The organism is Nocardia sp., assembly GCF_025465275.1.
Lineage (GTDB): Bacteria > Actinomycetota > Actinomycetes > Mycobacteriales > Mycobacteriaceae > Nocardia.
In genome coordinates this window covers 42,215-61,498 of the sequence record NZ_JAODNK010000193.1, presented here as the reverse complement: position 1 = coordinate 61,498, position 19,284 = coordinate 42,215, and the positions used below count along the sequence as shown (strand labels likewise).

Below are 19,284 nucleotides of genomic sequence, written 5' to 3'. Positions count from 1 at the left end.
TCCTAGTCGAGAAAGTTCTTGAGCTCGTTCACGAGCTTCTGGATGTGTCCGGAAAGCACCGGGGTGCCAAGGGCTTTGAACCGTTCGCGGAACCACGGATTGACGCTCTGGTGGCCGGAGCTGTTCACCGAGCCGACCGGGATGAGCTTCACTCCGGAGCGGTGCACCGACTCCATGGCCTCGAACAGCGGCTGTGAGCGGTCGAACTCGTAGAAGTCCGAAATCCACACCAGTACGGTATTTTTCGGGTCGGTGATCTTGGGCTGGGCCATGGCCATGGCGACCGGGCCGTCATTGCCGCCCCCGAGATTGGTGCGCAGGAGCACCTCGAACGGGTCGTGCACCCACGGGGTGAGATCCAGGGCGCGGGTGTCGTAGGCGATGAGGTGCACATCCACCTTGGGCAGGCCCGCGAAGATCGACGCCAGAATGGTGCAGTTCACCATGGAGTCGACCATGGAGCCGGACTGGTCCACCACCACGATCATGCGGGCGGGGACGGTGCGCTTGGCGGTCTGGCGGTAGTAGAGCCGGTCGACGTAGAGCCGCTCGTCCTGGGGATTCCAGTTGGGCAGGTTCTTCCAGATGGTCCGGTCCACATCCAAATTGCGCAGAATGCGTTTGGGCGGGACCGAGCGGTCGACAGTGCCGACGCTGGTCTGCTGCACCTGGGTGCGCAGCACTTCGGCGACCTCGTCGATATAGCGGCGGATGAGGCGTTTGGCATTGGCCAGCGCCACTCCGGACAGATTGTGCTTGTCGCGCAACAGTTGTTCGATGAGCGACATGCTCGGGGTGAGCTGGGCGGCCAGGTGCGGATCGGCCAGCACTTCGCGCAGCCGCATGCGGGACACCAGTTCGCCCTCCAGGCCGGTGAGCACACCCTGCACGGTACCGGCCTCTTCGCCCAGGCAGCGGCGCAGCCAATTGGCATCGGACTGCCAGCCCCCCAGTTGGGCGGCGCTGACCTGACCGGAGCCGGTGGCGAAGACGTTCAGCAGCAGCTTGGAAACCAGTGCGGCGGTGCGGACATCGGCTGCGCCGATGGGTCGGGGTGCATCGGCCGCGGCCTCGACGACCTCGGCTGCCGAGTCCTCGGTCGCGGAGTCCTCGATCTCCCCGGCCGCAGTGCCCTCGGTCGGGGCGTCTACAGCCGCGGTGCTCTCGGTCTGGGCATCCTCAGCCGCAGTGCTCTCGGTCTGGGCATCCTCAGCCGCAGCGTCCCCGGTCTCGGAGAAATCGAGGCTGTCGAACTCCGCCTGCATCGCCGGATACCGTTGCACCACATTGTCGATGGAGATGCCCGGATCGAGCACGGCCAGCGGCAACCCCAGATCGTCGACGATGCCCGCACTCGCCTGCTCCAGCGTCGGCTGCTGATCCCCGGTGAAGACACCGGCCAGCAGACGCCAGTACAAGATCTGGCGTCGTGTCTCATGATTTGTCATTTGCGCAGCAACCGTCCCGCGCGCTCGCGCAACACCGCCACGGCATCGCCCGATTTGGCCTGCGCCTTGGCGACTTTCGGATCGGTCGGGCCGAGTGCCCAATCGCCGTTGTGGAAGGCGGTGAGCACGGTTTTGACCTTGCGCTGCACGGCGAGTGGTCGCACCGACCAGCCACTCGCATCCCAGCGCAGCAGTCCGATCATGGTGCTGGAACCGCTCACCCCGGCCGGAGTGAGCGGACCGGCCGACGGCAGCGCGTCCAACTCCACCCGAATCCGCTGCTCACCCAATTCCAGTACACCGTCGCGGAACCGGTACCCCTCGAGCAAAACCGGTACGGCGATGTGCACCGGATCGCGATCCAGCGGCGCGGCGGCCACGGCCTGCGCCTGCGGCAATTGCACGGTGGCGGTGGCGAACGGATCGGCGGCCTCCCCAGCCTTCGCCCGATCGTCATCCCACAGCAGGTCACCGGTTGCCGTCAGCGGCATCTCGGTGAGCTCCAGCGTGCGGTGCTCGGCCAGCGCGGTGAGCAACTGCCGATGCGCGCCCAGCAGCTGCCAAATCGCCGATCCCACAATGGTGTCCACCTTGGCCGCCGCCACCGACACCCGCACCTGGCGAGCCGGTGCGCCCGCGACTTCCAGCACGCCGTGCACTTGTACCTGCACGGCGGTGCCGTGCTCATGTACATCCACGCCCAGCGGCAGCAGGCGACCCGAAATCGACTCGCTCGCAGTAGATTCCGTGCCGCGCCACGACAGTAGCAGGGCACGCGTCCACAGATCGGCCCAGCGGCGTGCGGGTACCCGGTCCATGGTGGCGATCGGGGCGGAACCGCCCAGCTCAGCGGTGAATCCATCCAGCAGTATCGCTAGCCGTCGCAGCGCGGGCTCGGCCAGCAGCGACTCCACTGTGCGATCCGCAGCCGCCACCAGATCGTGGTCCACGCCGCGCCATCCGGCGATGGCCAGTTCGCCCAGCCAGGCCCGGGAACCCGCTGCGAGCGGGCTCGGGGCGGCGGCATCCGACGTGGCCGTCCACTCGGATCTCTTGCGGCCCAACGCCGTATCGGCCTGATCGACCAGCGCATCGTGCACCGAGCCCAGCAGGGCGGCACGGGCGGCGGCCAGCGCCGTCAGTTCCTCCGTGCCGATCGCTCCTGTGCTCACCTTCGACACCGCCGCTGACACCGCCTCGGTGAGTGGCGATCCCGCCACGGCTCCGGCCAGCGCGGCCAGTGCCGCGCCCTGCGGTTCGGAAACCCGGGCGAATCCATTGACCAGCGCGGCATCGAACCCGCTCACCGCGTCCAGGGCCGCCACGACTCCGGCCGGCGCATCCGCCAGCGCGGCCAGCTGTACAGCCTGCATCAGCGACTCACCCCCGCCGGGAACCAGTGCAGTTCCGGAATCGGCGTCGTGCTACCGGGCAATTCCAGGTAGGTCAGATGCCGCAGGAACCGGCTGAACACCGCAGCGGCCGGAGCCGGATCGCGAGTGCCCTTGAGGCAGTGTGAAATTCGAGATCCCTCGGGTACCTCGACCCGTAGAAACCGTGCCACCCGGTCCTGCCCGTACTGCAGCACCGCTTCATCGATCAGCGCATCCAGATGCTTGCAACCCCACCCCTGGTTCAACCCGCCACAAGGCCGATTGTTATTGGTGCTGCAGCTCAGCCCATGCGTCCCCGCGGTCACCGACGCCACGTACACGCGCGAAATATCGGAGCCACTCGACACCACCCCCTGCAAGCGTCCATCGGCCAACTCCACGAACGGCACCTTGTTCAGTTTGCGTGGTGCGACAGCGGGCAGAACCCGCACGACAGAAGCGCTTTCCCAAGCCGGTTGATCCGGCGTGGCACTCGGACTCGAGGCCATCGTTGTCCCTCCCGATCGATCATGATGTGCCCAAGGTAGGTGAGGGCACCGACAAGTTCCGCCGCAACCCCGAATCGACTGGTGCAGAACACTTCTGCGGTAATATCGGACATGCCGGACCCGGGGAAACATTTAGGTCATACCGACCACACGCCCTGTGCGGTGACTGGTGCAGCGGTCGGCTCGTCCGCCGAGATATCCGCCGGATTCGTGAACCGTCGGATCGTTCCTCCTCGGCGACGACGTGATCTACCGGGTCGAGGTCGCCGTCGCGGAGGGCACCTCACCGCGACCGGAAGGACGGACGTGTTTCGGTATCACTGCCACGGTGCGGCGCGCGCGACACGAACGGGTTGTGGTGAAGGATGGTCGGAGCGCGGGATGTTTGTGAGATATACGGGAAAGCCGCTGGTGGGGGCAGTCGATCGTAGGCTGGGGGCGCGTCGGGTGGACTTGATTCAGTAAGGGGCACAGTGTCTTTCAGTGGTTGGTTGCATCGCCTCCGAATACTTGTCGCCGCTATATCGGCGGTGACCGCGATGCTGCTCTACGCCCCGGCGGGATATGCCGATTCGGGGCCAGGGGCCGCGGCGCCGACCGATGCGAACGAATGGCAGAGCTGGGTCGACAGCACGGTGCCGAAGCCCGTCCTGGCGCTGGCTCCGTCGCCACCGACTGCCGAGTTGTCGCCCGAGATGGCCGCGCTGTGGCATGCCACGCTCTCGCCGGCCAGTGGCGATCCGCTGTTCGACGACTGGCCGAGCGGGTTGGATGCCCTGAAGCCCGGTGATCCGATCGAGGTTCGGGATGTCACAGCGACGGCAGCAACATTGGCCGGGGTGCCGATCGCCCGGGCGCTGTTGTTGAAGTTCCGGACCACGGGGGCCTCGGGCGGGGCGTCGTTCGGCACCGCCACGCTTGTCATTCCCGCCGCGAGCTGGACCGGCCCCGGCGACCGCCCGGTGCTGGTGAACGCGATACCGATCAATTCGCTCGGACTGCGGTGCACGCCCAGTTATGCGATGGCGCACGGAGTGAACAGCAAGTTCAGCGTCGGCGATCTGTTTCCGCCCGCCACCTTCCTGGCGCTGTCACGGGGTTACGGGGTGCTCATTCCCGATCACGAGGGACCGTGGATGGCCTACGCGGAACCCCGGGTAGCGGGGCACGTGGTGCTGGACGCCATGCGGTCCGTTCGCGCGGTGGAGCCGAATACGCTGGGGCAGAGCAAGTTTGCCATCGGCGGCTACTCCGGCGGCGCGATCGCGGCGTATGCGGCCGACATGCTGCTGGGGGATTACGCACCGGAGTTGTCCGGGGTCTTGGCCGGCGTCGCGCTGGGCGGGCTGGTCACCGACTATCGCGAAGTCGCGCACCACTTCAACGGCGGCCTCGCGTCCGGGATCTTGGCGGTGGTCGCGCTGGCCTTCGCCCGCGAACATCCCGAATTGCTGACCCAATTGAACAATCTGGGCGAATGGCTGGCCACCTCCCCTGTCAAGGACACCTGTGGCGACAGCAACGGCATTCTCGGCATCACCGGCGTTCCGATCGAGGTGGTCACGAACAATGCGCACCCGCTCGACACCGCGGTCGCCGGAACCATGTTCGACAACTCCGACTTCCGCAACCGGAAATCCGCTGCGCCGCTATACATCTACCACGGCATGCTCGACATCTGGGTGCCCGAAAGCGAGTCGCTCAACCTGCTCGCCGACCAGTGCTCCCGAGGCGTCCCCGCCGTCTATCGCGCCATCCCGGGCGAGCACACCATCACGCTGATGGTCGGTTTCCCGGGCGCCATCGACTGGCTGGATCAGCGACTGCGCGGCGTCGCGGCCCCGAACGAATGCCCCGCCCCGCGCCCGGGTTCCTAGGCCTGGCCGACAGTGCTCGTCGGCCAGGCCCTGTCGTCCACTGCGAGCCATGGTTCGCTGGTCGCGGATGTGAGTGGCGTGCCGGTGAATTCGCGGACGTCGCGGTAGAGATGGGACTGGTCGGCGTAACCGCTGTCGGCCGCCACTTGCGCCGGTGGATGTCCCAGGACCAGCCGGTGCACGGCGTGGTCGAAACGAACCAGCATGGCGGCGCGCTTGGGTGTCAGTCCGATCTGGGTGCCGAAGCGTGACCACAGGCGCTGGCGGCTCCACCCGACTCGCGTAGCAAGGTGCTCGACGCGGAACCGGCCGCGGCTGAGGATGATCTGGCGCCACGCCCAGTCAACCTCCGGATCGGTCCGGCGGTCGTTCCGTAACCGCGCCGACAGCGTCGCGTCGACCAGCGCGAATCGTTCGTCCCAACTTGGGCTCTCGTGCAGGCGCTCACGAAGGCGTGTTGCGTCGCGACCCCAAAGATCCTCGAGCCCAACGATTCTCCCGCTCAACTCGGCAAGCGGGCACCCCAGGATGGCCTGGGCGACAACCGGCGACAGGCGCACCTGCACGCACTCGATGGCTTCGACGCGCACCGGGGCCGCGCTGCCGCCGAGACCGAGAGCCAGGCTGCCCGAGTGGATTCGGCCCGTCGAATCGCGCACGTCGAAGCAACGGTCACCGAATTCGACGACCACCGTGACGGCCGGATGAGGAATGGCACGTAGCTGCGCCAGGCCCTCGCCGTGAATCCGGAACCCGGCCATATCGACACCGCGCAATGCGGGTGTCCGCGACGGTCGCGCGATCTCCCAGGCCATACGCCGATTGTATGAGCGGTTCACCCAATCCGCAGAGGTGGACATTTCTTCAATACACATCCGGTTGTCGTCCACAAGTGTGGTGGCAGCACCGATCCACCTCAGGAGGACCCCATGGATGAAACCACCACCGCCGCAAAGCCTTACCCACGGCGACGCATCGGCCTGATGACCGCCGCCGTGTTGGCCGCACTGATAGTGGGCAACACGGCGACGGTCGCGACCGCCCGGGCGGACGATTCCCAGGAGCAAATGGTGCACCTGGCGGACGGAGACATCCATGTCGTCTCCAGCGGCGCACCCAATGCCCGTGCGGTGGTGCTGTTGCACGGGCTGGCCGGATCGACCGCATGGTGGGACCCGGTGATGCCCGCATTACGAAATCAATACGTGGTGCGGATCGACCTGCTCGGGCACGGCAGATCGGCCAAACCGGACAACGGTTACAGCATGGCCGAGCAGGCACGCCGAGTCGGGGCCGTCCTCGATCAACTCGGCGTGCGCGACGCGATCGTCGTCGGTCATTCCACCGGCGGCTACGTCGCCACATCGCTGGCCGAACAACGCCATGACCTGGTGACGGCAATCGCGCTGATCGACACCGGCTCCCGGCTGGACGCATTCACCGACAACGGTCCCGCCGGCACCCTGCTGTCCATCCCGGCGATAGGGCAACCCTTGTGGCCGTTACTCCCTGACGCCGCCATCCGGGCTGCGTTGAGCACCGCGTTCACCCGCGACGTGCACATTCCCGACCAGATCGTCGCCGACGTCCGAGGCATGACCTACCGCAGCCTCACCGCGACCTCCGACGCATCGGATACGTACCTGCGGGACCGAACCGAACCGGACCGGCTCACCGATGTCGCCCTGCCGACCATGGTGCTCTTCGGCTCCGAAGACCGCCGATGGCAACCATCGTCCTTCGACGACTACCGCCGAGTCCCGCAGGTCCAGATCGAGACCCTCGACTGCGGTCACACACCCATGATCGAGGAGCCCGACCCCACCGGCACACTCATCCGCAACTTCGCCGACCATCACTGAACGCGTGCGCCAACGGAAGCCGCCCGCCACAACAGCGAATATTCAGCGCCACAACAAGTCTCGACCTAGCCCACCGAGTCGACCCGCCGCGCTCACCACCCGGAGCCGGACCCACCCGATCCGGTATTGGCCAGAATGGTGCCGATAATCATCTGCGCGAGCCCAGCGACAGAGCCAAGAAATTCCACGGTGTCCTCCGACTATCTCATCGCCGACTGGCCGGCGTAGCCGTGAACCTAACCCAGCAAACTTATGGAAGACACCCGTTTCATAAAATTCGCCACCAGATGATCTGGCGCGCTAAGTCCAGCCCCTCGCGCGGTCAACGCGGTCCGCGGCATGTGAAGACGGTCGTGCGTGACCTTCCGGCTACAGGTTTGGAAGCCGATCGCCCTTGTCCGGGTACCGACCACTTTCCAATCGGAACAGGTATGCCCGCAGGTCTGTCTCGAGGTCGCCGGCCAAGTACGCCAGAAAGTCGCGTGCACCTTCGGCCGCCTCGGCTTCCTGCGGATGGACTTCTTCTGCGGTCCACTCGGCAAGTAAATCGGCGACATGCTGCTCGACTCTCCTGCGATCAAGCCACCACGCGTGAACAGCAATTGGCGTCCACCGCGAGTCGCCATCGAAGGCGTAGCCATCAAACGGGTCCTCGTTCGCTGCAGCGAGTAAGGCTTCGACCTCAGCGGGTGACTTCGGCTGCCGATAAACGAACTCGTTGTAGAACTCGCCACCGTAGAGGACGTGCCGAGGTGCGCAATACCTTCCGGTCCAACAGGTATCGGTCTGGCCGGTGTAGACGGGACCGGGCACATTGAGCCAATGCTTCTCCGCCCACTTTGTACCGTCGTCGGGGATGAAGAGGTCCGATGGAACCGAACTCATCGGATCCCAGCGCCGCGGAATGTCGGTCATAGTGAAAGCATCTCCTACGGAACGGTATTCGGCACCGCAGGGCGTTGCCGCGCCGCGAGATGCCCACGGCCCATCTCGACGAGCAGTCCACGTCGTAGCCCCGAGCTACTTTGGGCGTGTGACTACGTTCGTGGACTTCAATCTCAAACTGTCCGTCATCGACGTACTGATGTACGGATTCCATCCAAGGCTTCCGCCATGGTCTCTTGAGCGCGCGCTGGAGGCACGTGGCGTCACCGGCGACCTCTGGGCCTATTCGATCGACAACTACCCAGACCAAATCGTGCCGGAAGCCCGAGCGTACTTCGAGAGGTTGGACTTGCCCGGCGACCTCCTCGGCGGCATCGAGGAGTTGAACTTTGACGGTGGCTGCCGGGTGTACTTCGAATGTTGTCCGCACTAGGACGGTGAGACTGAGCAGTTCGACGTCACCAGTCTCGATGACCTCGACCTCCTGCCGAATCTGAAACGTGTAGTGAGTGCGGATTGGCTTGCGCCTCATCTCAAGGACGTGTTGCGCTCCCGCAACATCGAAATGGTCTCCTAGCCAGCCCGTCTCGGACTCTCGGTGCAACAGCGAGGAGACCGCTCGTCGGCTACGTTCGGCAAGCCCCGGATGGCCCGGCCGGTGATCTTCGGGCGTGGTGCGTGGCCGCTTCGAACCGCGCGGGTCGCGGCATGAGCGGATGATTGCAGCCCGCACTTCGCCCGGAAATTGATTCGCCATCCGGCCGAGCATGTGGTGGTGTGCCCAGATGCTCAGAGAACATGCGGCTCGCGAACTGTGGAATCGGATGTCGCCGGAGACCCAAGATCGGTTCGACGCTCTGCTTACATCTGGCCGTGCCATTCAGGCCGTCGCCTTGGTGCGTGAGCACCTCGGGGAACCCTCCCGCACCTTCATGACTGCATGGAACTGCTCGTCGTACGCGCCGACGAGCTCGGCCACCACCTGCCGGGCACACCTGGCCCGTACACCGAGTGAGATCAGATCAGACACTCACGTCGGCGATTGCTGGATAACGACACTGCCAGTCAACGTCGTGCGGCCAGTCGAAACAGCGCTGGAAGCGGCATTATCGTGCATTCATCGTTCGAGGCCGAGCCACTGGCCCAGTGTCACTGGCCGATGCCATACTGTCCTCATGCTCGAACTGCTGGGTCAGTGCATACCTAGCCCCGGGGCCAGCCGCCCCGGGGCTTCGTCGTGCACATGCCCCCGTAGCTCAGCCGGTTAGAGCAGGACGCTTATAACGTCAAGGTCGTGGGTTCAAGCCCCGCCGGGGGTACTCAGGATTGGGCAAGTCAGCTTGAGGACCACGCTCGCCGGAATCCCTCCGGTATCCCTTTGCCCATGTACGCGGAGGACGGCGATCAGTCCCCGGTACCCGGTTTCGACCCCACCGCTGACCGCGTAGTGCTGCTGACAGATCCACACCTGGACTGAACCCGAACCGACGAATAGCCAGCACCTCAACTCGGCAGAAGTGGGCGTTGGAAGTGGTGTCGGCCAACCGGTTTGGACGGTCGACCAACGCGCGGGTCGCGGCATGAGAGTGCGTCCAGGGAAAGCGACCCGGGAACGTTATCCGCCCCAGAACCCGATGAGGTCCTTGTTGGCAGCTTTCGATGCGCGCAGCCACTCGACGACAAGTTCGCCATACCCATCGGAGTAGTCGGGATCTTCGGCAACTTTGCCTTCCCAGTACTCCAGTTCCTCAGTACAGCTCTTCTTGCTCATGACACCCCATCCGTTCCGTTCGGACTTGGGAAAGGGTGGCTGGCCCACCATCCCGGTAGCCAAGTCCTCGATGACGAACGGGAGATCGTCGTTGCCGAACCAGAAGGTCGCATCGCCGACGTAGGGACCTAGTTGCCGGCAAATCAGTTCCAGTGCCTCAACATAGTTTCCAGCACGTTCCTCATCGAAAGGCCCACCCGCGATGATGGTTCGAAGCGCTGCCTTGTTCCGCTCGACGTGACCATCCTGATCTGAGATCTGGAACGTGATCGAGAGCCGCCGCGAGTCTTCGGCCTGCCGTCCGAGTGGCGGGATCAGCCGCGACAGCATCCTGCGCCACGGCGGTCCCCCTTCCAGAACCCGGTTCAGGAGCTTGTTGTTGTTGGAACCGACGACGGCCTCGAGCTTGGCCCGATCGACAAGGTAGACGTGCAGAGCATGTGACACGACGCGAATCGTAGCCAGCCATAGCGGCATTCGGTCCGGTGGCCTCCTCGCTCACAACGACCTATAGGGACACGCTCATCGGCATTTCAGTGCGTTACCGATGCCGAGATGATCTCAGCGCGTTGGTCTTCGGGGGTGACGTATGGTCGGTCTGGGCGGCTCGCTACGCGGCAGTTCGGGGTGGTTGCCGTGATCGATGATGCGGAGTATCGCCGACCAGGAACTGGTGGCGGGGGCTTCTCGGTGTTTGCCGCCATCATTTCCTGGTGGGCGTCGGTTCAGTTGTAGGTGAGGGGAATTCGGGCATTGATCGGGCTCACGGTCATGAACTCGTTGCGGTGGCGAAATCTGTTGGTTTGACGTCGATTCTTGACCGCGAAGATCGGTTGTGCAGTCGAATCTGCGATGGAATATCGGTCTGTCATTAAGGTGGTGGGATGCGCGATTTCGGGCTTCGGCCACCTGGCGGCTACATGTTCAGGAGAGGGCGGTCGCAGGGCGATGGATCGGCTTAGTATCGAGGCCCTTAGCGTGTTCGGTTTGCCGCCGGTGGAATTCGTTGATCTCGCGGCAGACCTTGGATGCCGCAACATCACGATCTTTCTTCAGAATTTCGCGTCGGTGCCTCTCGGCTATCCACCGTTCTCACTGAAGGACGATGTCGCGCTCCGAAAGGACATGCTCGCCGCGATGGAGCACCGCGGCGTCACGATCTCGCTGGGCGACGGGTTCCTGGTGCTACCGGGGGCCGACATGCGTTCTTTCCGTGGCGATTTCGATATCCTGGCCGAACTCGGGGTCCCCCGGATCAACGTGGTCAGCCTCGACCCGGATCGCCACCGCTCCTTCGACCAGTTTGCCGCGCTGGCAGAATTGGCCGCGGAGCGGAGCATCGAGACGGTGATCGAAGCGGTGCCCGGCCTGACTGTTGGTGACCTGCCCACCGCGCTGGACGCGGTGAAACATGTTGCAAGACCGGACTTCCGATTGCTGATCGACACCATGCACCTGGTGCGGTCGGGATCCGGCGCTGCCGACCTGGCCGCGATCGATCCCCACCACATCGGCTATGCCCAAATCAACGACACCACGCTGCAACCGCGGACCGTCAACTACGCCGAGGAAGCCATGTACGAACGCATGGTTCCCGGCGAAGGCGAACTGCCCCTGCGCGATATCCTCGCCGCGCTGCCGTCCGACATCGTGATCGGACTCGAGGTACCGAGACGATCACTGGCGCTGGCCGGCGTCCATCCGGCAGAACGGCTTCGCCCTTGCATCGCGGCGGTCCGCGCCTTATTGACAGCCGTTTCCCCTAAGTAGCTCCGCTGAGAGTGGCAGAGCTGCAATCGATTACCGAATCAGGCAATCGAGAAGGCGAGTGGCACAACCTGATCAGAATCGTCGGTTCGAGACCGAGGGAAGTCCACGGAACTGCTGGACCTCTTCATCTCAGGCTCCGAGCTCGACTGCGTAGGCATCGATGTATCGGACAGCGCGCTCTGGCGCGATCGGCTCTCCGGTGTCCGCATCGGTGCAGCTCGCATCGAACATCTGCTGCCCGGACAGCGGGTGGAGAACGCCCTCGTTGATGCACCAGCCGCGCACTTCTTTGATGGGGATGGACGTGCCGTTGGGAAGGGTGTGGCTGATCTCCTGGGTGAAAGTGCGCAGGATCAGGCTGGTTTCTTCGCCGTGATCGAGGATTCGGCGCAGTTCCGCTAGCGCTGCGGGATATTCGATGGAGTAGGAGTCGTCGTCGAGGCGTTCGATGGCGGTTGACCATCCATTTCCCAAGGTCATGATGTGTTGTGAGGTTCCGGCAGGTCGAACGAGCATGGCCAGAAGGTCCGTCATCAGGTGCTGTCCTTTGCGATTGCGATGAGGGTGGTGCGGCGCGGGCCGTACGGTCGAAGGCCGGGCGGCGTGTGGCCTAACCTGTCATTCGTGTCTCGCTTGATAATGGATGGCCGTGCTGCGAATCCAGGGTTGAACCTCCTCGACCCCGCAGTTGATGTCGGATATGGGTGCTTTTGCCTATACCTGGGCGGTTCCCGGTGATGTGATTGGCCTGAGCCTCGCGCTCGGCACGGATTGCACCTGGGTGCCGGTTCGCAGGTCGGTCATGACACTGGAGGAGTTGCACATGGCACATCCCAAGAGTTCGATCGAAGGCAGTCCGCTTCTACCGGGTCGCGAGGTTCCCTCGGGCGCAGGTCAGGCGGTGTCCGGTGCTGATCGCGCGCGCGGGATCCGCCGGGAGTTGTTGCTGATGAAGGCTTTTCAGAGTCGGATCGGCGGTCCGGTGCTGCGGCGGTTTGCCGATCCCCAGAAGATTCTGGAGACGGGGATGGCGTTCTGGTCCTCTCGGGTCGTCCTCACGGCGGTGGAGTCCGGTGTGTTCACGGAGTTGGCGGTGGGTCCGCTCTCGGAGCAGCAATTGCGAGACCGGCTCGGGTGGCATCCGCGCGCTGCCGGGCCGTTCCTGGCGGCTCTGGTCGACATGGGATTGCTGCGGCGGGACCGCGCGGGGATCTACACGAACTCGCGTCAGGCCGCGTTGTTCCTGGACCGCGCCAAACCCAGTTATATCGGCGGGTTGATGGAGCTGTCGAGCACGCGACTCTACGACCTGTGGTCGGGGCTGGGGGATCTGCTGCGGACAGGCAGTCCCGGGGCCGAGGAGGAACACGGGGAGAGCGAATTCTTCTCCTCGCTCTACGGCGACCAGGCAGCGCTGCGGAATTTCCTGGCCGGGATGACCGGAATCTCGACCGGCGAGGCGATGCTGATCGCCAAACGTTTTCCCTGGCAGCGTTTCCGGACGTTCGCGGACGTCGGCGCGGCTCAGGGGGCGCTGCCCGTGCGGGTCGCGCTCACCCACTCCCATATCAGCGGGTTCAGCTACGACCTGCCCGCGGTGGGCCCGATTTTCGAGGAATACGTCGAATCGTTCGCACTCGGCGACCGGATCAGCTTCGTCGCGGGCGATATGAACGACGGCCCACTGCCGAGCGCGGACGTGATCTGCTTCGGCCACCTGCTGCACGGTTACAGCGAAACCAAGCGCCGCGAACTGATCGCGAAGTCCTATACGGCACTGCCGCCCGGCGGCGCATTGCTCGTCTACGACGCCATGACCGACCCCGGTCGCAGGAACAATCTCGTCAGCTCGCTCTCCAGCCTGAACATCATGTTGGAGATGCGCGAGGGCTTCGAAGCCACCACCACACAGTGCACAGGATGGCTTCGAGACGCGGGATTCATCCACATCAAGAAGCGGCACCTGATCGGGCCGACATCGATGGTGTTCGGCCGCAAACCGGGACGATTGCCCACTGCGCCGTAAACAGGCGAACGGTCCAGAAGGTTTGCGGCCTTCTGGACCAGTTGCGCCGAGCGGTGAACGGTCAGTCAGGCGACTGTCGGAAACCTATCCCTGACGGAAACATAGTGTGCCCCATTGGAATCCGGCTCCGATGGCTGACAGTATAAAGGAATCGCCGGGTTGGATCCGGTGATCGGTGCGCGCCTGATGCAGAGCGGTGAGGACCCCGGCGGACCCGGTATTGCCGAGGGTATCGAGGGTGACGGGCGCCCGCTGCATCGGCACCTCGAGTTCGGTCATGGCGGCGGTGAGGATATTGAGATTGGCTTGGTGCAGGAAGAAGTGGTCGATCTCCGTGACGGGGAGCCCGGCACGATCGGTAGCGGCGCGGATGCTCTGCGGCAGCCGCGTGGTCGCCGCCGCCCAGACCGCCCGGCCGTCCATCCGGAGATAGTGTTCGCGGTCGGCGACGGTCTGAGCGCTGGTCGGCAAACGAGACCCGCCGGCCCGGATTTCGACATCATGGGATAGCTGAGATCCGAAGTCCCAGGACAGCAGTCCCGCGCCGGGGGTTTCGGTGCGGGTAAGCACGACGGCGCCCGCCGCGTCCCCGAAGAAAACGCCTGTGGTGCGGTTCCGGGGATCGGTGATTCGGGATGCGCAGTCGGCAGCGACGACCAGCACCGCTCGCGCGGAAACCTGAAGCAGGTGGGCGGCAAGCAATATGGCTTGCAGCCCGTTGGCGCACGCAGCCTGGGTGATGTCGATCGGCAGGGCTCGGTCGGCCCCGATGCGTTCCTTGACCATCAGTGCTGTCGAGGGAAGCGGCTGGTCGTAGGTGTAGGTCGCGATAATGACCGCGTCGAGATCACGAGGCGAGATCCCCGCTTCGGCCAGTGCCGCAGGGGCGGCCGCAACACACATATCCGAGACCGCCAGCTCCGGCGCCAGTCGCCGGCGTTCCCGGATACCGGTGCGACTGACGATCCACTCGGCGGAAGTATCCAGTGTCCGAGTGAGATCCGCATTGGTGACGACGGTCTCGGGCAGATGAATGCCGGAGCCCGACACCAGGATCGGCAGCGGGACCGGCGGCCGCACGGCCATGGACTGCGGCTGGTCCGGCGCATACACCGTTGTCATGTGAGGACACCGTCCAGCGCGGCGGCGGTGTTGTACTCGGGCGCGATCAGGGTATCGAGATCGATGTAGAACCTGCCGGATTCGCAGGGTGCGCCGAGCAGGATCCGACGAGCGGCCGAGGTGACGAGCGCTCCGCCGAGTGCCACATCGGAGGCGAGTTGCGGCCAACTGCTCAGTGTCCGGCCGATTTCGCCGAATGCGGCGGCGAGTTCGGGGCTGATCCGCTCGGCATCGACCATCGCCAAGATGAGATCGGCCTTGGCCTGGGCCGTGAGCTCCGGCAGATCCGCCGCGCGGAGATCACCGATTCTGCCGTGCAGCAGTGGCCGGTCAGGCTCCAGATCGAATCGCTCGATGTCGAGCATGCCGCGATCATTGCAATCCATGACCACCGGAATGCCCAGTGCGCGAGCGTATTCCCGGGCCGCGATCTTGACGTACGGCGTATCGCATTCCTCCACCAGGAGATCGATCGGCGTCTGGTTGCCGTGGAAGAACTCGGTCATGGAGGTTTCCGTCAGCCCGGTAGTGATGATCTCGATGTCCAGATACGGGTCGATCTCGAACATTTGGCGTGCGCAGATCACCGCCTTGCCGACGCCCAGATGATGCACACCCGCACGCAGTCGGTTCATATTGGACAGGCTCAACTCGTCGAAGTCGGCGAGCCGGAACGCGCCACCGACGCCTTCGAGCGCGAGTGTGACCGCCGCGCTATTGCCGACCGACAGTCCGACGATCCCGATCCGCCGGTCGAGCAGCCGGCGTTGCTGAGGGCGTTGGATCTTTTCGCGATTGCGGTCGCTGCGGACGAGCCGGAACTCCTCGCGCGGCAGCACATGTACCAGCCGCCCCGACCAGGGGTACCAGACCCAACTGCCGTAGGCCCACGCCTGGACCCCGGCCAACTGCTCGTCGATCTTCTGATCGAGTTCGACCCCCGCGTAGCGGCGACCGGGCTCCCGGCAACTGATCAGCTCGGCCAACTGAGTGGTGATGGTGTCGTGCACGGCCGTGACCCGGCCTGATTCGAGCAGTCCGGTCAATGCCTCGTGGTCGGCAGCGTGGATCGGCTCGAGCAGCACCGGCTGCCACTCGTCGCGGTCCGGTACGGCCGCCGCCGCCAGAGCCGCTGGAGCGTCGTAGGTTTCGAGCCCCGGCGCTGTCCATGCGTCGAGATCGCCGGTCGTCAGCGCTGGAAACCGGTGACGCATCCGGTCCACCAGGTCGGTGTATTCGCCGGCTCCCGCTGAGGTCCGGTGCAGCAGAATCACCACCTCCTCGGTGTAGCGCTCGACGTAGCAGCGCGTTCCCGGCACGGGATGAAAGCCGAACCGCCCGTGGAACTGATCCTGGCCGTCCTGGGTCCCCGACGTGCCGATCATGATCTTGGCTCCGAGATGGTGCGCGGCGCCGATCGCGACCGCGTTCAGATACGCGCCCAGCCCCAGTTTGCGGGCTCGATGCTCCACCACCAGCCGACTGTGCTCGTAGGTCTCGTCGATCCCGGCGCCCTCGGCGGCCAGCAATCGCTCGTACTGCAGTTCGCCCAGATGCGCCCGGGACTGGAACAGCTCGCCGGTCGCCGGAGTCGACAGCCGGATATAGCCCAGCACCGGGCCGTTCGGATGTCGCCGGGCAACGAAATGCCAGGCACCGTAATCCAATTCCTGATCATCGACATGGGCGCCGCTGGCGTCGCGGAAGTCCGGCCGCCTGCCGTTGTCGTACAGGATTCGAGCCCGCAGTTCCCGTAGCCGCCGCACCTGATCGGTGTGGTCGGCCCCGTTGCGGGGTGCTTGAAACGCCGAAACATGCCACTGCACATCAGGATTGCGGTCCCAGATGTCGCATCCTTCGATAGACATGCGAAAGCCGCCAGATACCGACACGTGCATGGATCCTTTCCAGGAATTCGTTTGCTGAGGGTGCTGTACGTAGATGCGGACGAGCAGAGTACGTCAACGTCTGAGCGAATCCGAGCAGGAAGACAACATGATTCTCGTGCCATGAGAGGTCAGCGAGTCGTGTTGCTGAATAGTAGCTGTGAAATGAGGCAAATGACCAACAGGACAAATCACCGTGGTGTGTCCGAGGGAACGACGACGATCAGCCGGGGTCGTTCCGTGGTGCTGTACGCACCGCACGTCGCGACGAATCCCGCTGCGCACAACGGCAATTAGGCGGTCACGGCGTCATCGTCGGAGCAGGACGGGCCGGTGCCGCGGTGCGTGAGCACGGGCATTTCGGGAAGCGCAGGGCCGGGATGCACCGACGCGGGTGGCGAATAGCTGTTACGCCGAGACGTCACCGGTTCGGCGCGGATCGAGCCACGCGCGGGCCGCCGCGGTGAGGGCGGTGACGCCATGGCTGATCGTCGGCTCGGCGAGCGGCGCGAAGTACGGCGAGTGGTTCATGGGGATGTCCTGGTCGACGGTGCCCTTTTGTTGTGCCGCCGCGAATTTCGCGGCGTCCGCACCGCCGAAGAACCAGAACGACAGCGGCGCACCCGCGGCCTCGGCGAGGATGCCGACGTCCTCGCTGGCCGGGAAGGACCCCATTTCCAGGACCTGCTCGGCGCCGAGGGCATCCCGCAGCGCGGTGCGCGTCTTGTCCAGTGCGACAGGTTCGTTGATGGTGACGGGCAGCCGGGTCAGATGTTCGATCGTCGGCGCACGGTCCGCGCCCGCGGCGTCGGCCTCCGCGTGCACGATCCGCCGCACCGCTTCGAGCACCTTGCCGCGTAGCTCGGGGGAGTAGGTCCGAATGCTCAGGCCGAGTTCGGCCTGAGCGGCGATGATGTTCTCCTTGGTGCCCGCGTGCAGGGTGCCGACGGTGACAACGGCCTGGTCCGCCGCGGCGATCTCGCGGGACACGATGGTCTGCAGGCGCAGCACGGTGGCGGCGGCCATCACGATCGGATCGACCGTCGTCTCGGGGCGCGAGCTGTGTCCGCCGCGGCCGTGGAGGGTGATCCGCAGACTGTCGTTGGCGGAGAGGATTGCGCCCGGGCGTGTCGCAATGGTCCCGACCGCAATCGGCAGGACATGCTGGGCCAGCACGATTTCCGGCTTCCCGAAACGTTCGAAGAGCCCGTCGTCGACCATTGCCTGCGCGCCGAGCCCGATCTCCTCGCCCGGTTGGAAAACGCCCAGCACGGTGCCGGACCACTGCTCGCGGGCGGCCGCGAGCACATCGAGCGCGCCGAGCAGACAGGTGACGTGCATATCGTGGCCGCAGGCGTGCATGGTCGGGCGGCCGCTGTCCGGATCGGTGTCGATCGAGGCATAGGTCAGTCCGGTCTGCTCGCTGAGCGGCAGCGCGTCCATATCCGCGCGCAGCAGGATCAGCGGGCCGGGTCCGTTCGCCAGGCGGGCGACAACACCCGTCTTCCCGACTCCCTCGGTCACTTCGTAGCCGAGAGCCTTCGCGCGCCGAGCGACGATCGCCGCGGTGCGGTGCTCGGCGAAGGACAGTTCGGGATGCGCGTGCAGGTCGCGGTACAGCTCCGCGAGATCGGCGGTGATGCAGGCGACACGAGAGTTGATCGACGGCACAGGGCCAATGATCCACGCCGTAGCGCAGACCATGGCGATTTCCCCGTTTTCGTTCCTTCCGGGAGAGAACAACACCGTGACAGGCTCTGCCGCGCACGGCCTTTTCGGGCATTCGCGACAAAGTTCTGACCGGCGGCGATGGAATCGCGCGAGTCGAAGCTGTTCCGCAAGAAACCCTTCGGTCCGGGGGCCCGGCGGACTAGCCTGTGCGGGTACGTGTGTGGTCGACCAGCCGATGATTGAAGTGGTGATTGGATGGACAAGGTAATCCCATTGGATCAGCCGCACACCTCGCGTATCTACGACTACTTCCTCGGCGGCAAGGACAACTACGAGGCCGACCGGAAGGCCGCGGAGGAGATCCTGCTGGCGTGGCCGGATATTCGTACCGCCGCCCGGGTCAATCGGCAGTTCATGCAGCGCAGTACCCGGTTCCTGGCCGATGCCGGGATCCGGCAGTTCCTCGATATAGGTACCGGGATTCCGACCGAGCCCAACCTGCACCAGATCGCGCAGCAGGCCGCACCGGACTCGCGGGTGGTGTACGTCGACAACGATCCGGTGGTGCTGGCGCATGCGCGGGCGTTGATGCCCGGCGGCACGTCGGGGGCGACAACCTATATCCAGGGTGATGTCACCGATCCGCTCTCGATCCTGGCGGCCTTGGACGGCGTGCTGGACCTGTCCGAGCCGGTCGGCTTGAGTATGATCGCGTTGCTGCATTTCGTCGAGGCCAGTATCCCGCTGATCGTGTCGACTTTCCTGGATGCGCTGGCTCCCGGCTCGTTCCTCGTGATCTGCACGATCACAGCCGATTTCGCCCCGGAGCAGGTGGTCGCGGCACAGGATGTCTATCGTGTCCGCAAGCTCCCCGCGCAGGTCCGTACCCGGGAGGAGCTGACCGGCTGGTTTTCCGGCCTGGAACTGGTCGAGCCGGGAGTGGTGCCACCGCATCGGTGGGGGCTCGCGGAGACCACCGAGATCTCACCGGCCTTCGATGCCAAGGTGTCCTGCTACTGCGGGGTCGGTCGCAAACCCTGATCGAGTGTGGCTGCGGAACAGAGCTTTTCGGTGGGTCGGGCAA

16 protein-coding genes, 1 tRNA gene and 1 pseudogene are annotated in these 19,284 nt (G+C 64.9%); 8 read left to right on the top strand and 10 right to left on the bottom strand.

Going from position 1 to position 19,284, the window contains the following annotated elements; all coding sequences use genetic code 11:
- Positions 1-2 precede the first annotated feature (2 nt).
- Genes JWN03_RS39910 through JWN03_RS39900 form a run of 3 tightly spaced genes read right to left on the bottom strand, consistent with a single transcriptional unit; the run spans position 3 to position 3,222 of the window.
- Positions 3-1,448 carry a VWA domain-containing protein gene (locus tag JWN03_RS39910; protein WP_297626818.1) on the bottom strand — a complete coding sequence of 482 codons (1,446 nt, stop codon included), beginning with the start codon at positions 1,446-1,448 and terminating at the stop codon, positions 3-5.
- Entirely contained in the window at positions 1,445-2,821 is a 1,377-nt protein-coding gene (locus tag JWN03_RS39905; protein ID WP_297626815.1) for a hypothetical protein, read from the bottom strand. Before JWN03_RS39905 ends, JWN03_RS39910 begins: the two co-directional genes overlap by 4 nt.
- On the bottom strand, positions 2,821-3,222 hold the full coding sequence (locus JWN03_RS39900; protein WP_297626812.1) for a hypothetical protein: 402 nt from the start codon (positions 3,220-3,222) through the stop codon (positions 2,821-2,823). Before JWN03_RS39900 ends, JWN03_RS39905 begins: the two co-directional genes overlap by 1 nt.
- A 647-nt stretch (positions 3,223-3,869) precedes the next feature.
- On the opposite strand from JWN03_RS39900, the gene JWN03_RS39895 reads away from it, so the two are divergent.
- Complete coding sequence (locus JWN03_RS39895) at positions 3,870-5,207, top strand: lipase family protein (RefSeq protein ID WP_297626942.1); 1,338 nt, start codon at positions 3,870-3,872, stop codon at positions 5,205-5,207.
- Here the strand turns inward: JWN03_RS39895 and JWN03_RS39890 are convergent.
- Positions 5,204-6,022 carry a helix-turn-helix domain-containing protein gene (locus tag JWN03_RS39890; RefSeq protein ID WP_297626809.1) on the bottom strand — a complete coding sequence of 273 codons (819 nt, stop codon included), beginning with the start codon at positions 6,020-6,022 and terminating at the stop codon, positions 5,204-5,206. The two genes, JWN03_RS39895 and JWN03_RS39890, sit on opposite strands and share 4 nt — an antisense overlap.
- Before the next feature lie 114 nt (positions 6,023-6,136).
- On the opposite strand from JWN03_RS39890, the gene JWN03_RS39885 reads away from it, so the two are divergent.
- Positions 6,137-7,069, top strand: coding sequence for an alpha/beta fold hydrolase (locus JWN03_RS39885; RefSeq protein ID WP_297626807.1), 933 nt, complete (start codon positions 6,137-6,139; stop codon positions 7,067-7,069).
- Between the two features lie 369 nt (positions 7,070-7,438).
- Here the strand turns inward: JWN03_RS39885 and JWN03_RS39880 are convergent, their stop codons facing one another.
- On the bottom strand, positions 7,439-7,984 hold the full coding sequence (locus JWN03_RS39880; RefSeq protein ID WP_297626805.1) for a ferredoxin: 546 nt from the start codon (positions 7,982-7,984) through the stop codon (positions 7,439-7,441).
- Between JWN03_RS39880 and JWN03_RS45890 the strand changes: the two are divergent.
- A pseudogene (locus JWN03_RS45890) lies at positions 7,926-8,531 on the top strand (DUF6892 domain-containing protein). The gene JWN03_RS39880 and the pseudogene JWN03_RS45890 sit on opposite strands and share 59 nt — an antisense overlap.
- Positions 8,532-9,199: 668 nt before the next feature.
- Positions 9,200-9,273: transfer RNA gene (locus JWN03_RS39870), tRNA-Ile, on the top strand.
- 296 nt (positions 9,274-9,569) lie between these two features.
- Here JWN03_RS39870 and JWN03_RS39865 read toward each other — a convergent pair.
- Positions 9,570-10,172, bottom strand: coding sequence for a DUF7691 family protein (locus JWN03_RS39865; protein WP_297626801.1), 603 nt, complete (start codon positions 10,170-10,172; stop codon positions 9,570-9,572).
- A 501-nt stretch (positions 10,173-10,673) separates the two neighbouring features.
- Here JWN03_RS39865 and JWN03_RS39860 point away from each other — a divergent pair.
- On the top strand, positions 10,674-11,495 hold the full coding sequence (locus tag JWN03_RS39860; RefSeq protein ID WP_297626939.1) for a sugar phosphate isomerase/epimerase family protein: 822 nt from the start codon (positions 10,674-10,676) through the stop codon (positions 11,493-11,495).
- 129 nt (positions 11,496-11,624) lie between these two features.
- Here the strand turns inward: JWN03_RS39860 and JWN03_RS39855 are convergent, their stop codons facing one another.
- Positions 11,625-12,029, bottom strand: a complete 405-nt coding sequence (locus tag JWN03_RS39855) for a hypothetical protein (protein ID WP_297626799.1) — start codon at positions 12,027-12,029, stop codon at positions 11,625-11,627.
- A 289-nt stretch (positions 12,030-12,318) separates the two neighbouring features.
- Here JWN03_RS39855 and JWN03_RS39850 point away from each other — a divergent pair, with 289 nt between their 5' ends.
- Positions 12,319-13,521, top strand: a complete 1,203-nt coding sequence (locus tag JWN03_RS39850) for a methyltransferase (RefSeq protein WP_297626796.1) — start codon at positions 12,319-12,321, stop codon at positions 13,519-13,521.
- A gap of 84 nt (positions 13,522-13,605) precedes the next feature.
- On the opposite strand, the gene JWN03_RS39845 is transcribed toward JWN03_RS39850, so the two are convergent.
- Together JWN03_RS39845 and JWN03_RS39840 are read right to left on the bottom strand one after the other, a co-directional pair.
- Complete coding sequence (locus JWN03_RS39845; RefSeq protein ID WP_297626793.1) at positions 13,606-14,643, bottom strand: 3-oxoacyl-ACP synthase III family protein; 1,038 nt, start codon at positions 14,641-14,643, stop codon at positions 13,606-13,608.
- Complete coding sequence (locus JWN03_RS39840) at positions 14,640-16,511, bottom strand: ThiF family adenylyltransferase (RefSeq protein ID WP_297626790.1); 1,872 nt, start codon at positions 16,509-16,511, stop codon at positions 14,640-14,642. Before JWN03_RS39840 ends, JWN03_RS39845 begins: the two co-directional genes overlap by 4 nt.
- A gap of 192 nt (positions 16,512-16,703) precedes the next feature.
- On the opposite strand from JWN03_RS39840, the gene JWN03_RS39835 reads away from it, so the two are divergent.
- The gene (locus JWN03_RS39835; protein ID WP_297626787.1) at positions 16,704-16,826 is read left to right on the top strand and encodes a hypothetical protein; all 123 of its coding nucleotides are present in this window, start codon (positions 16,704-16,706) and stop codon (positions 16,824-16,826) included.
- 111 nt (positions 16,827-16,937) lie between these two features.
- On the opposite strand, the gene JWN03_RS39830 is transcribed toward JWN03_RS39835, so the two are convergent.
- A complete protein-coding gene (locus tag JWN03_RS39830; protein ID WP_297626785.1) occupies positions 16,938-18,200 on the bottom strand; it encodes an amidohydrolase in 1,263 nt (420 codons plus the stop codon).
- Positions 18,201-18,455: 255 nt separating this feature from the next.
- Between JWN03_RS39830 and JWN03_RS39825 the strand changes: the two genes are divergently transcribed.
- Positions 18,456-19,241 (top strand): SAM-dependent methyltransferase, encoded by a 786-nt coding sequence (locus tag JWN03_RS39825; RefSeq protein WP_297626782.1) that lies wholly within the window; start codon positions 18,456-18,458, stop codon positions 19,239-19,241.
- The last annotated feature ends 43 nt before the right edge of the window (positions 19,242-19,284 follow it).